The following is a 12,364-nucleotide window of genomic DNA, read 5'->3' as shown; positions in this document are numbered from 1 at the left end:
TAGGAGCCGGCTTGCCGGCGAAGGGGCCCGCAAACCTTGCATCGCCCAGGCTGACGCCATCGCTGGCAAGCCAGCTCCTACGGCCGGTGGAGCTCAATGCCCCACCAGTTCCTCCAGCAGCTGCTCCTTGTAGCCCTGCAACAGGGGCGAGGAGCGGTCCCGCGGGTGGGGCAGGTCGACGCGAATCTCGTGCTTGATCCGCCCCGGATGCGCGTCCATGACAATCACCCGATCCCCCAGGTACAGCGCTTCTTCAATGTCGTGGGTGACCATGATCACCGTGCAGCGCTGCTGCACCCAGATGCGTTGCAGTTCGTGCTGCAGGCGCACCCGGGTCAGGGCGTCCAGGGCCCCCAGGGGTTCGTCCAGCAACAGCACCTTGGGCTGGTTGATCAGCGCCCGGGCAATCGCCCCTCGTTGCGCCATGCCACCGGACAGCTGGTGCGGGTAGGCCTGCTCGAAGCCCTGCAGGTTGACCAGGGCAATGTGCTCGGCCACCCGGCGCTGCTTCTCGGCGTCGGACAAGGGGTGGTTCTTCAGGGCCAGGGCGATGTTCTGGGTCAGGGTCATCCAGGGAAACAGCCGGTGATCCTGGAACACGATGCCGCGCTCCAGGCTGGTACCGGTCACCGGTTGGCCGTCCAGCAGCATCTGCCCCTGATAGTCGCCCTCCAGGCCGACGATCAGCCGCAGCAGGGTGGATTTGCCGCAGCCGCTGGCGCCGACAATGCTGACGAACTCGCCGGGGCGCACGTCAAGGTCGATGCCTTGCAAGACCGGCAGGTCGCGGCCCTGAATCCGGTAGCGCTTGCTCAGGCCACGGATCTGCAGGGCCCCGGACGGCTGGAGAAGGTGCGGGTGGAGCGGGGCATATTGGGCAATGGCATTCATGGATTGGGCCTTAACGGGTAGGGCGCCAGCGCAGCAGGCGGCGGCTCAGAAGGGTCAGCAACAGGGTCATCAGGTAACCGCACAGGCCGATGCACAGCACGCAGAGCACGATCACCTCCATGCGCGAGCCGGCCTCGGCGTTCATCATCAGGTTGCCCAGGCCGGCGCCGGAGGACAGGAACAGCTCACTGCCCACCGCCGTGACCCAGGCAAAGGCCAGGGCCTGCAACAGGCCGGTGGCCATGCTCGGCAGCGCCGCCGGCAGCAGGATATGCCGCAGTCGCTGGGCCGGGCCGAGCACCAGCACCTGGCCCACCTCGCGGTAGCGCCGCTCGACCTGGCAAAAGCCCTGGTAGGTGTTGAGCACCATCGGATAGAAGGCCGCCAGGCTGACGATCAGCATCTTGGAAAATTCGCCATTGCCGAACCACATGGCGATCAGCGGGATCCAGCCGAGCATCGGCACCTGGCGCACGGCATGGAACAACGGGCCGATCAGCCGATTGGCCAGGACCGATTGCGCCATCAGCGCTCCCAGCAGCACCCCGGCCAGTGAGCCCAGCAGCAGGCCGCCGCTGGCCCGGCCCAGGCTGGCCAGCAGGTTGACCCGCAACTCGCCGTTGCCCAGCAGCTCCAGCAGGGCGCTGCCGATGGTCGATAGCGGGACGAAGGCATAGGCCCCGGCGGCGTCCTGCCGGGACAGCCATTCCCAGGCGCCGATCAGCAGCAAGGGCAGCAACAGGCCACGGAATCTGTTCAACAAGTCAGTCATGTTCGGTGCTCCTAGCGGGTCTGCCAGCGCAGTACACGCAGCTCTAGGCGACGGAAGGAAAAGTCCAGGGCAAAGCCAATCACGCCGGTGACCAGGATTCCCACCATCACCACATCGATGCGCAGCATCTGCCGGGCCATCTCGATCATCTGCCCCAGGCCGCTGTCGGCCGCCAACAGTTCGGTGGCCACCAGCACCACCCAGCAGCGGGTCAGGGCGATGCGCAGCCCGGTGATGATCGGCGGCGCCGCGGCGGGCAGGGCGATCTGGCGTACCAGGGTCGGCCAGCGCAGGCGGTAGACGTCGGCCACCTCGAAGTAACTGCGGGGAATCGCCTTGACCCCTTCGCTGGCGGCCAGGGCCACCGGGAAGAACGCGGTCTTGGCGACGATGACGATCTTGAAGGTTTCATCGATGCCCAGCAGCAGCACGAACATCGGGATCAACGCGATGCTGGGGATCTGCCGCAGGGTATGGAACAGCGGCGCGCAGTAGGCCGCCACGGTTTTCGACAGGGCCATCAGCACCCCGAACCCCAGACCGCCCAGCGCCCCCAGGGCGAAGCCCAGGCCCAGGCGCGACAGGCTGTTGTGCAAGTGCTCCAGCAACTCACCACTGGCCAGCAGGGTTTCGAAGGTTTGCAGCACCTGGGCCGGTGGCACCAGCAGATTGCGCGGAAAGACCCCGGCCTCGGCCACCAGGGTCCACAGCAGCAACAGCGCCAGGGGCGAGATCAGCCACGTCAGGGAAGTGAGGGTGCAGCGCAAGGAATGAGCCATGGCGGTTCTTATATCGGCGAAGGACCCGATGCCCATCGCAAGACCTGTGCCAGAGCGACCTCGCAGGCGCTGGCTGGCCAGCGAAGGCGCCCGCAAGGGCGATGCAGGGCTTGCGGGCCTCTTCGCCGGCAAGCCGGCTCCTACGGGGGCGGGCGTGCCTGCGGGATGCATCTGATTGTGGTAGGAGCTGGCTGGCCAGCGAAGGCGTCCGCAAGGGTGATGCAGGTGTTGCGGGCCTCTTCGCCGGCAAGCCGGCTCCTACGGGGGCGGGCGTGCCTGCGGGATGTATCTGATTGTGGTAGGAGCTGGCTGGCCAGCGAAGGCGCCCGCAAGGGCGATGCAGGGCTTGCGGGCCTCTTCGCCGGCAAGCCGGCTCCTACGGGAGGTGCGGCGTGTGGGTGGGGCGTGCCCGCGACACTGATGCCTGGGCAGCAGTCACTGCTGCCAGGGCAACACCCCGGCAGCAGTGCAACCTCAGAAGTCGTAACTGAGGCTGGTGTAGTAGAACGCGCCCTGGGCTCCCTCGGGGCTGGTGATGGAATATTTGGGCACGCCGTACAACTGCGCTCCCGCAGCCTTGTCCGGGTGGGTGTCGAACAGGTTGATGGCGCCCACCGAGAGCTTTAGCGCCTTGTCGAAGCTGTAGGAGATGTCCAGGTCGGTGACCCATTGCGCGCTGTAGGTCTGGTCCAGGGTCGGGTTGCTGGCGTTGAGGCTTTTCCATTGCCCGTAACGGCGCTGGGCCAGGGTCACGCCCCAGCTGTCATACAGCCAGTTGGCGCTCAGGGTCAGCTTGTTCTTCGGCGTGCCGTCCTCGATCAGGCCCTGGGTGGTGCGGCCGACAATCTGCGAACCGGCGATGTGGCCCACGTCCCGCAGGGCGGTGATCCGGGTGTCGTTCTGGCTGTAGCCGCTGGACAGGTTCAGCCGCCCCCATTGCTGCAGGTCCAGCTGGTAGTTGCCGGTCAGCTCGACGCCGTCGGTGCGGGTGTCGGCGATGTTGGTGTAGAACGCCGCGCTCTGAATATTGGCGTAGGGCGTGCCGGCGAAAATCGGCGAGACCACCGAGGCCGGCAACTGGTCGGACAGGGTGATGCGGTTGTCGATGTTGATCCGGTACGCATCCAGGGTCACCGAGGCGTTGGCCAGTGGGCGCCAGACCAGGCCCAGGGAGTAGTTGGTGGACTCCTCGGGCTTGAGCGCCTTGCCGCCGAGCAGCCGGGCTTCCGGGCTGTCAGCGCGCAGGGTACGTTGCTGCACCTCGACGTAATTGCCGCTGCCGGGCGGTTGTTCGACCACCTGCACGCTGAAGGACGACAAGCCGCTCTGCACCAGGGACGGCGCCCGATAGCCGGTGCTGGCAGTGGCCCGGGCCGCCAGTTGCGGAGTGAAGTCGTAGCGCAGCGACAGCTTGCCGTTGGTGGTGTCACCAAAGTCCGAGTAATGCTCGGTGCGTACCGCCACCCCGGCCTGGAACTTCTCGGTGATCTGGCCTTCGACGTCGATGTAGGCGCCCCAGACCTTGCGCTCCAGGGACGCGGCATCGACCTGGGTAATGCCCGAGTAGTAGCCGGGAACGCGCCGCCCGGTGACCGGGTCGACGGTATTGAACAGCGGCCCGTTCTGCCAGCCCGCGGCCTCGCCGGCGCTGAGCTCATAGCGTTCCTGGCGCCAGGCCAGGCCCGCCGACAGGGTCAGGGGCTTGAACAGCAGGTCGGTGGGGAAGTCCCGTACCCAGTCCAGGGTCAGGTTGGTCTGATCGGCCTCGCGCCGGCCGGTGTAGATCTTCTCCGGACTGGCGTTACCCCAGCTGGGGTTGATGGCGTTGCGGTCGGTGGATTCGAGGCTGTTGTCACCGTGGTTCAGGGCCAGGTCGAACTTGCCCAGGCGCTCGTCCTCATAGCGCAGGCCGCCGGTCAGGGCATAGTCCTCCAGGGCGTAGCGGGTAATCGGCAGGCGGCCATCGGGGTAGCGTTGCAGGGCGGTGCTGGCGTAGTTGTTGCGCAGGGTGGTGGGCGGGTCGAAGAAGCCTTCGGCGTCGGTGTTCTTGTGCGAGTAGGTGGCAAAACCGTAGGCAGTCAGGCCTTCGCCCAGGCCGAACTCGCTGTTGGCGGCGAAGTTGTACTGGTCCGAGACATTGCCCGAGCCCCAGCGCCAGGTGCGGTAGCGGTTGTTCTGCTCCCGCGGGGTCTGGGTGCTGGTGGAACCGGGGTAGAAGATCCGGTTGTCGGGGTTGGTGTCACTGGCCGGGTCCTGGCTGCCGGCGTCGAAACTCAGGGTCAGGAAGCCGTCGTTGGGCAGGCTGAAACCTTTCCAGCCACTGAGCTTGCGCTGCAGGCCGTCGCCCTTGTCATAGCCGCCGAAGCGGTAGCCGACGCTGCCGCCGTCGTCCTTTTCCTTGAGCACGATATTGATCACCCCGGCGATGGCGTCGGAGCCGTACTGGGCGGCGGCGCCATCGCGCAGGATCTCCACCCGCTGGATGGCGCTCAGGGGGATCAGGCTCAGGTCCACCGCCGCCGCGCCGCGGCCGTTGACCAGGCTCTGGCGGGTGACGTTGGCGCTGGTGTGACGACGCTTGCCGTTGACCAGCACCAGCACCTGGTCCGAGGCCAGGCCACGCAAGGAGGCGCCCTGGGCAATGGACCCGGCAAAGGCGCCCTGGGGCGACTGCGGGTAGCTGAACGAAGGCGAGAGGGCGGTGAGGGCGCCGGACAGGTCGCTGGCCCCGGTCTGCTGCAACTGTTCGGCGGACAACACGTCCACCGGCGCGGCGCTTTCCAGGGCCGTGACGTCACTGCGGCGGGTGCCCAGCACCACCACGGTGTCCAGGTGATCGGCACTGGCGCCGGGGGCATTGCTTGAGGTCTGGGCAGCGAACGCGGGCACGGCAAGGCTGCCGACGACCAGCGCCACGGCGCCGGCCAACGGATTGCGATGGAACATCTGCGGATTCCTTTTGAAATGGATGACGCCCGACCGCCCCGTAGGAGCTGGCTTGCCAGCGAAGGCGTCGTCATGGACGGCGCAAGGCTTGCGGGCCTCTTCGCCGGCAAGCCGGCTCCTGCACGGTAGGTGCGGGCGGTAGTTGGCGATACCGGCGGCCCGGAAATCAGGGTTAGGGGGCTCGCCCCGGGGCTCAGAAGCGGCTGGTGACGCTCAGGCCCATGGTGCGCGGGTCGCCGTAGGTGACGACGTACTGCCCCAGGGTGCCGTTGGGCCGGCCATGGACCTGGTAGCGGCGATCGGTGAGGTTGTTGACGAAGCCGGTGACACTGAGCTTTTCATCTGGGCTGAACCAGGTCAGGCGGCTGTTGGCCAGGGTGTAGTGGGGCTGGCTCAGGGTCTTGTCGGCACTGCTCTGGCGGTCGGCGAGGAAGTACTCCTTGTCACGGAAGCTCAGGTCGCCGCCGGCCACCAGCTTGCCGCCGATCTCCAGGGGAATGGTGTAGTCGGCCCCCAGGGACACCACGTTGCGCGGCGAACGCACGAAGCTGTTGCCGCTGTAGTCGCCCGTGACCGCGCCGGTGTTGGGGTTGGTGTTCTTGAAGTCGGTGTACTGGGTGTCGAGGAACGAGATCGCCGCCCGCAGGTGCAGGTAATCGGTGGGCTGGCCTTCCAGCTCCAGCTCGGCGCCCTTGACCTTGCCCTTGGCGCCGTTGGTCAGGGCGGTGGTGAGCACGCCGTTGTTGACCGTCAGCAGGTTCACCTGGATGTCGGAATAGTCGTAGTAGAAGACGTTGGCGTTGGCGGTCAGGCGGCGGTTGAACCATTCCGACTTGAGGCCGATCTCGTAGGCGTCCAGCTGTTCCGGGTCCACCGTGGTCAGCTGCGCCAGGCTGGTGGACAGCCCGGTATTGAACCCCCCGGAGCGGAAGCCGTGGGCATAGCGCGCGAACACCCGCAGGTTGTCGTTGATCCGGTATTCCGGGGTCAGGTCGTAGGTCCAGGCCTCCCAGGTCTTGCTCTCGTCGCGGCTGCCGTTGCTGCCACTGGCACTCAGGGGTATCAGCGGGCCATTGGCGGTGGCGCGGGTCAGCTGGGTCAGGTTGAGGTCGATGTCTTTCTTTTCCTGGGTCCAGCGCAGGCCGCCGGTGACGCTGAAGTCGTCGGTGAAGTCGTAGGTCAGGTTGCCGAACAGCGCGTAGCTGTCGGTGGTGTGCTGGTAGTTGAGGTCACGAAAGTCGGTGGCGCCGCCGGTCTGGTTGGAGCCGGTGCCGTTGGGCGTGGGGCCAGGGGTGATCAGGCGCTTGGCCGAGCTGTCCAGGTCTTCATGGAAGTAATGCAATCCTGCCAGCCAGCGCAGGGTTTCCTGCTGCGGCGAGGCCAGGCGCAGTTCCTGGGAGTACTGGTTGTAGCGGTTGTCGCTGATGGCCGCGCCATTGACTTCGTAGGGGGTGTAGTCGGCGTCGCTGGTGGACTGGCCGCGAATGTAGTCGTAGGCGCTGATCGAGGTCAGGGTGTAGTCCCCCAGGTGCCAGTTCAGGGTCAGCGAGGTGCCGTCGTGATCGAGCTTGGCGTCCTCGTCGACGTTCAGGGCGATGTTGCGTCCGTTGGGCCGTTGGTAGCCGACGTTGTAGTAGCGCCCCACCGGCAGCGAGCCGTTGCTGCCATCGCCCTTGTATTCACGGGCGTGGATCTTCAGCAGGGCGTCCAGGTCGGGGTTGAGCTTGGCCAGGAACTGCAGGCGTACGGCCTTCTTGTCGACATCACCGTAGCTGTGATCGTCGGTGAGGTTCTTCTGGAAGCCGTCGCGCTCCTCGGAGTACAGCGACAGCCGTGCGGCCAGCCGCTCATCCACCAGGGTGCCGCCGATGGCGCCGTTGAGAATGCGCTCGTTCTTGCTGCCGATGCCCAGGGTGCCGTAGCCGTCGGTGTCGAAGGTCGGTTTCTTGGAAATCACATTGACCGCCCCGGCGGTGGTGTTCTTGCCATACAAGGTGCCTTGCGGGCCGCGCAGGATCTCGATGCGCTCCAGGTCGAACAGCGGTCCGCCGCCGGCGATCGGTGCGTTGAGGTAGACGTCATCGGCATAGATACCCACCGGATACACCGTGGCCGCCCCGGTATCGCCGGTGCCCAGGCCGCGGATGTACCAGCGTGGGCGGCCGTCGCCGTCCGGGTTCTTCGCCGAGGCATTGGGAATGAAGGTGGTGATGTCGCCCATGTTGCGCACCCCGTCGGCCACCAGGCTGGTGCCCTGGACCGCCGACACCGCCACCGGAACCTCTTGCAGGGTTTGTTCCCGGTGCTGGGCGGTGACGGTCACGGTCTTCAGGGCCGGTTCCGTGGTGTTCGTGGTGTTTTTGCGGCTGTCGGCTTCCGTGGTGTCGGCGGCCAGCAGAGGCTGGCTGAACGTACCGCCGGCCAGGGCCAGAGCCAGCCACAGCCCCTTGGTGATTGGATTTAGCTTATGCATGTTGAACTCCCCCGTTAAAAGTTTCGCTAAGAGGGCTAGAGCAGAGAACGTGCCAACAGGATTGGCGGCTTTTAGAGTGCGCCGTTAGTTTGATTAAGGAATTGATAAATAAGGACTAATTGTTATTGATTGAGGAGGGTTGGCCACGTCTTGGACGGCGTTTTAGAGCGGCGCATCAAGCGCTTTAAAACCACTTGCGCAGTATTCAGCAGAAGATGCTTGGCGAGTGCTGCTGGAGCAGCAGCGGTGGCCGGTTCGGCTGTTGCCAGACCAGCACCCCGGCCCGCAGAAACCGTGGTTGGGTGTAGGAGCCGGCTTGCCGGCGAAGAGGCCCGCAAGACATGCATCGCCTGTGCTGGCGCCTTCGCTGGCAAGCCAGCTCCTACGGTCGGCACAGCATCGGCGATGCCCTTGTAGGAGCCGGCTTGCCGGCGAAGAGGCCCGTAAGACATGCATCGCCTGGGCTGGCGCCTTCGCTGGCAACCCAGCTCCTACGGTCGGCACAGCATCGGTGATGCCCTTGTAGGAGCCGGCTTGCCGGGGAAGAGGCCCGCAAGACATGCATCGCCTGGGCTGGCGCCTTCGCTGGCAAGCCAGCTCCTACGGTCGGCACAGCATCGGCGATGCCCTTGTAGGAGCCGGCTTGCCGGCGAAGAGGCCCGTAAGACATGCATCGCCTGGGCTGGCGCCTTCGCTGGCAAGCCAGCTCCTACGGTCGGCACAGCATCGGCGATGCCCTTGTAGGAGCCGGCTTGCCGGCGAAGAGGCCCGTAAGACATGCATCGCCTGGGCTGACGTCTTCGCTGGCAAGCCAGCTCCTACGGGTGCGCCGTCAGTTTCGCTGGGGCGGGGTTACACAGCCACTCGGGAAGTGGAGCCGATGACCGTCTCCAGCACGCTGAAGTCGATCCATTCCCGTACATCGAATCGCCGGGGAATGAACTGCCAGCGGTGGAGGAAGTCGGTGAAGTCCTGCAGCGCCTCGATGGAACGCGCATCCAGGGTGGTGCGCAGGCGCCGGTGGGCGTCTTCGCCGTAGGCCGCGGCCACCCAGTACTCGCTGGTGTTGAGCTCCCGGGCCAGAAAACGCCGGGTTTCCTCGGGGTTGGCCCAGGCCCATTGCTCGGTGCGCAGTACGGTGTCGACGATCTTCACGCTGGCATCGAAATGTTCGCGCAACAGGTGGGTGTCCACGGTCAGGGTCCGCGGCGTGCCGTTGTTGGAGCGGATCAGCGGATCAGGGTGCGAGCCGGTGTCCACCACCACCTGCAGACCGAACTCGTTGGCCAGGTGCACGGCGTGGGCGCCCTTGAGGAAGATCGCGTCGATGTCGCCGCGCAGCAGGCCGATCAGTTCGTTGTTGCGCCGGCTGAAACGGCTCACCCCGAGGCTGACTTCGGAGCCGTACAGGTGCTGTTTCTGCTCATCGCTGTAGGTGCCGCCATAGGGGTAGTCCACCAGTTCGACATCGCTGACCTCCAGGCCTTCGAGCTTGAGGGCGTTCTCCAGCCCGCGCAGGGCCTGGGCGCGGGTGAAGTCGATCTGCACGTTGGCCCATTTGGGCAGGCCGAAACGCCGGTTCTTCAGGTCGCGGATGCTCTTCACGCCGCTTTCCGCGGTGGTCAGGATCAACTGCACCTCGTCGCTCCAGGACAGCCCCAGGACCCGGGTCTGCACGCCGCTGGAATAGGCCCAGATGGCCGGGATGTTGCCGCCGTGGCGCACCGAGTTCTGCAGGTGATGGTCGTAGTGGGCCTCGCGCACTTCGCGTTCGCTGGATTCGCGCAGGGACTGGATATTGGTGCCGAACGGCAGGAAGGCCTCCGCCAGGCGCCCGGACTGCACGGCAATGCCGAGCCCGGTGGGCACCGGGCTGTGGGTGTACCAGAGGGTATCGAGTGGTTTGCTCATAAGGGTCTTCAATTCCAATCCATGAAACCTGGCACGGTCAGCCGGCCAGAGCGGTGGGGTGGGCCAGCAGCGCATCCAGCGGCTGGCGGTCGATCCATGGGCGCACATCGACCGGCTGCGGGATGAAGCGCCAGCGCCGCAGGAAGGCGCTGAAGTCCTGCAGCGCGTCGATGGCCTGCTCATCCAGGCCGGTGCGCAGGCGCAGGTGGGCGTCCTCGCCATAGGCGGCGCTGACCCAGTACTCGCTGCTGTTGGTTTCCCTGGCCAGGTAGCGACGGGTGTCTTGCGGGTGGCTGCGGGCCCAGTCCTCGGCCCGCAGCACCGCGCCGAGAATGCTGCGGACGACCTCGAAGTGCTGCTCCAGCAAATGGCTGTCCACGGTCAGGGTGCGCGGCGTGCCGTTGTTGCAGCGGATCAGCGGGTCGGGGTGGGCGCCGGTGTCGAGCAGCGTGCGCAGGCCGAATTCATGGGCATGGCGCGCGGCGCTGGCGCCCTTGAGAAAGATCGCGTCGACCTCGCCTCGTAGCAGGCCCTGCAGCTCCAGATTGCGGCCGCCGGCCGGCTGGGTGCTGACCGGGGTGTCGGCCAGGGTCTGCACCTGCGGGTCGCTGAAGGTGCCGCCGTAGCGGTAATTCACCAGTTGCAGGTCACCCACTTGCAGGCCGTCCAGGAGCAAGGCGTTTTCCAGGCCGCGCAGGGCCTGGGCCCGGGTGAAGTCGATCTGCGCGCCGGCCCAGTCCGGCAGTCCGAAGCGTCGGCCCTTGAGCTGCCTGATGCTGTGGATGCCGCTGTCGGCGCGGGTCAGGATCAATTGCACCTCGTCGGCCCAGGACAGGCCGATCAGCCGGGTTTCGCGGCCCTGGGCCCGGGCCCACAGCGCCGGGATGCTGCCGCCGTGGCGCACCGAGTTGCGCAGGCTGTGGTCGAAATGCGACTCGCGCACGGCCTGGTCGTCGGATTCGCGCAGCGATTGCACCCGGGTGCCCAGGGCACCGAGGCTTTCTTGCAGCCAGCCTTGTTGCACGGCGATGCCCAGGCCGGTGGGAACCGGGCAGCGGGTGTACCAGAGGGTGTCCAGAGGATGGGACATGAACGGGCTCCTTGTGTGGGCTCAGGCGCGGGCCTGCAGGGGCGTCGCCTCGGCGACGGGGCGTTGCTGCACCAGGGGCAGGACCTCCTGGCCGATGCGCAGGGCTTCTTCCAGGTGCGGGTTGCCGGCCAGGATGAAGGTGGAAAACCCGGCATCGCGGTATTCCGCCAGGCGCTCGGCGATGTTCTCGTGGCTGCCCACCAGGCCCACGGTGGGCCCCGGCTTGGCCTTGGCGAAACCGGCCCAGAGGTTGGGGCCCAGGATCAGGTCGTCAAAGCGGTCGATGTGCTGGTGATAGGCGGTCTGCCGCGCGCCGCCCACCGAATCCGAGCCGCTGGTGAAGTGCTTGGCGATCAGGCTGCTCTTGCCTTCGAGCTTGTCGAACTGGCGACGCAGGTCGGCCCAGGCCAGCTCTTCGGTTTCCCGGGCGAACAGGTCGACCCGCAGGCCGAAGCGCACCGTGCGCCCTTGCTTGTCCGCCAGCTCGCGGACCCGCTCGATGTGCGGCTTGAGCTGGTCGATGGGCTCGGCCCAGTTGAGGTAGACGTCGGCATGCCGCGCGGCCACGTCCAGGGCGGCATCGGAGAAGCCGGAAAAGTACACCCCGGGCTTGCGTTCCTGCTGCAAACCGGGGGGCAGGGCGCCGTTCTCCAGCTGGTAGATGTCGCCTTGGTAGGAAAAGCGCTCGTTCTGCCACAGGCCCTGGATCACGTCGAGGAACTCGCCGGTGCGCTGGTAGCGGCGGTCGTGGTCCAGGTAGTCGCCGTTGGCCCGCTGGCTGACCGGGTTGCCGCCGGTGATGATGTTCCAGTCCAGGCGGCCGTGGCTGAGGTTCTGCAGGATCGCCGCCTGCTGCGCGGCGTAGGCCGGCAGGGTCCAGGTGGCCTGGAAGGCGATCAGGAAGCGGATGCGGCGGGTTTCCCGGGCCAGGGCCGCCGCCACGACCCAGGGCTCGGGGCCGGTGGGCAGCAGCGCGCCTTCGAAGCCCGCCAGTTCGGCGGCCTTGGCCACCTGGGCGATGTAGTCGATGTAGGTGAAACCGTCGGGTTCGCCGTTGGCCAGGCGCCCGGGGGCGATATGCCCCGGACGGGGCTGGGGATTGCCGCGATTGTGCTTGTCGGTGCTCAACTGCGGACCGTCGGTGCCCAGCGGCAGGCGCCAGAAAAATTCAGTGCTCATGGGTGCTCCTGATGCAGTAACGCGTTGCGCCGCGCGGGTGCGAAGACGCCTGCCAGGGGCGATTGCAACGGCCATGCCATGGACCGCCAAGGCCTCAGGCCCGGGGGTTGCGGTGCTATGCCAGAGACTGCGGCGAGGGTGAGTGCTGCTGTAGCAGCACCCTGTCAGCAACCGTTGCTGAGCGCGCAACAGAGGCAGCTCCTACGGTATGCGTGATGCCGTGGCTCTGTGTAGGAGCCGGCTTGCCGGCGAAAAGGCCCGCGAGCCATGCACCGGCCTTGAAGACGCCTTCGCTGGCAAGCCAGCTCCTACGGTGTGCGTGA

8 protein-coding genes are annotated in these 12,364 nt (G+C 66.5%); all 8 read right to left on the bottom strand.

The features are described from left to right. Nucleotides 1-93: 93 nt before the first annotated feature. The 8 genes from L1O02_RS16380 to L1O02_RS16345 all read right to left on the bottom strand — a co-directional run bounded on the left by L1O02_RS16380 (nt 94) and on the right by L1O02_RS16345 (nt 12,041). Entirely contained in the window at nt 94-891 is a 798-nt protein-coding gene (locus L1O02_RS16380; RefSeq protein ID WP_108543530.1) for an ABC transporter ATP-binding protein, read from the bottom strand. Nucleotides 892-901: 10 nt separating this feature from the next. After that, nucleotides 902-1,663, bottom strand: a complete 762-nt coding sequence (locus tag L1O02_RS16375; protein ID WP_108543532.1) for an ABC transporter permease subunit — start codon at nt 1,661-1,663, stop codon at nt 902-904. Between the two features lie 11 nt (nt 1,664-1,674). Continuing rightward, on the bottom strand, nt 1,675-2,442 hold the full coding sequence (locus L1O02_RS16370) for an ABC transporter permease (RefSeq protein ID WP_129406028.1): 768 nt from the start codon (nt 2,440-2,442) through the stop codon (nt 1,675-1,677). 474 nt (nt 2,443-2,916) lie between these two features. Continuing rightward, complete coding sequence (locus L1O02_RS16365; RefSeq protein WP_108543538.1) at nt 2,917-5,388, bottom strand: TonB-dependent receptor; 2,472 nt, start codon at nt 5,386-5,388, stop codon at nt 2,917-2,919. A 193-nt stretch (nt 5,389-5,581) separates the two neighbouring features. Further along, nucleotides 5,582-7,861: a TonB-dependent receptor gene (locus L1O02_RS16360; RefSeq protein ID WP_108543540.1), complete on the bottom strand. Its 2,280-nt coding sequence runs from the start codon at nt 7,859-7,861 to the stop codon at nt 5,582-5,584. An 852-nt stretch (nt 7,862-8,713) separates the two neighbouring features. Continuing rightward, entirely contained in the window at nt 8,714-9,772 is a 1,059-nt protein-coding gene (locus L1O02_RS16355) for an ABC transporter substrate-binding protein (protein WP_108543542.1), read from the bottom strand. 37 nt (nt 9,773-9,809) lie between these two features. Next, on the bottom strand, nt 9,810-10,862 hold the full coding sequence (locus L1O02_RS16350; protein ID WP_108543544.1) for an ABC transporter substrate-binding protein: 1,053 nt from the start codon (nt 10,860-10,862) through the stop codon (nt 9,810-9,812). A 21-nt stretch (nt 10,863-10,883) separates the two neighbouring features. Further along, nucleotides 10,884-12,041, bottom strand: a complete 1,158-nt coding sequence (locus L1O02_RS16345) for an LLM class flavin-dependent oxidoreductase (protein WP_108543546.1) — start codon at nt 12,039-12,041, stop codon at nt 10,884-10,886. Nucleotides 12,042-12,364: the final 323 nt, after the last annotated feature.

The organism is Pseudomonas sp. BC42 (genome assembly GCF_021560055.1).
In the GTDB taxonomy this organism is placed as follows: domain Bacteria; phylum Pseudomonadota; class Gammaproteobacteria; order Pseudomonadales; family Pseudomonadaceae; genus Aquipseudomonas.
This window is presented reverse-complemented; position numbering and strand designations above follow the sequence as displayed.